The following is a 1,012-nucleotide window of genomic DNA, read 5'->3' on the forward strand; positions in this document are numbered from 1 at the left end:
GGGGCCGCCCGGGAGCGGTGGGACTCCCTCCAGGCGCTGGTCGGCGTGGCCGACGACCTGCAGGCCAGGGGGGTGACGTCGCTGGCCGCGCTGGTCGAGGAGCTCACCGAGCGGGCCGCGGCCCAGCACGCCCCGGCGGTCGAGGGCGTGACGCTCGCGTCCCTGCACGCGGCCAAGGGACTGGAGTGGGACGCGGTGTTCCTCACCGGGTTGAGCGAGGGCCTGATGCCGATCTCGCTGGCCGACACCGAGGCCGGTGTCGCCGAGGAGCGGCGCCTGCTGTACGTGGGCATCACCCGGGCCCGTGAGCACCTCGAGCTCAGCCACGCACGGGCCCGCACCCCGGGCACCCGGGGCAACCGCAAACGCAGCCGGTTCCTGGACGGCCTGTGGCCCTCAGGTGAGCCGCTGCCCAGGCACGGGGGCGCCCGGGCCTCGGCAGCCGCCCGGGAGGTGGACGCCGAGCTCCTCGCTGCGCTCAAGGAGTGGCGGGCGTCGGTCGCCGTGGACGTGGACCGCCCCGCCTGGTCGGTCATCAGCGACGCGGCGTTGCAGGGGGTCGCGGCGAGCCGCCCGACGTCCACACCCGAGCTCGCACGGGTGCGGGGCATCGGGCCGGCCAAGCTCGAGCTGTACGGCGCAGCGCTGCTGGGGGTCGTCGCGGAGCACGTCTGACCGGGTCCTCGGGCACCGGCGCGCCCCCGGGAGCCGGTGCCGGTGCACCTGGTCAGAACTTGTTCGTTAATTACGTTGTGCCGCTCCGCACGTCGCCTCTAGGGTTCTTCTCGTCCTTGCAGGAGGTCGGGGCCGAGAGGCCTGGACCTGATCGGAGAGGAGGTGGGTGCACAGATGGAGACCATGGCAGTGGTGAATCTCGGTGGCGGCGTCACCGGGGCCGCGTCCCGCGCCGTGCGTGTCGCACCCACCGGCAACCCGGTCAAGGGGATCGGTGGGTTCGACGTCGCCCGCGATCGGCGACGCGCGTACAAGCCCGAGTGGCTCACCGCTCCCA

General features: G+C 73.7%; 1 protein-coding gene. It reads left to right on the forward strand.

Translation table 11 applies throughout. The features are described 5' to 3' along the window. Positions 1-675 (forward strand): 3'-5' exonuclease (locus tag N869_RS15390; RefSeq protein WP_035063131.1); only part of this gene is annotated, 675 nt, incomplete at its 5' end. Positions 676-1,012 lie beyond the last annotated feature (337 nt).

The organism is Cellulomonas bogoriensis 69B4 = DSM 16987 (genome assembly GCF_000767165.1).
Taxonomy (GTDB): Bacteria; Actinomycetota; Actinomycetes; order Actinomycetales; family Cellulomonadaceae; genus Actinotalea; species Actinotalea bogoriensis.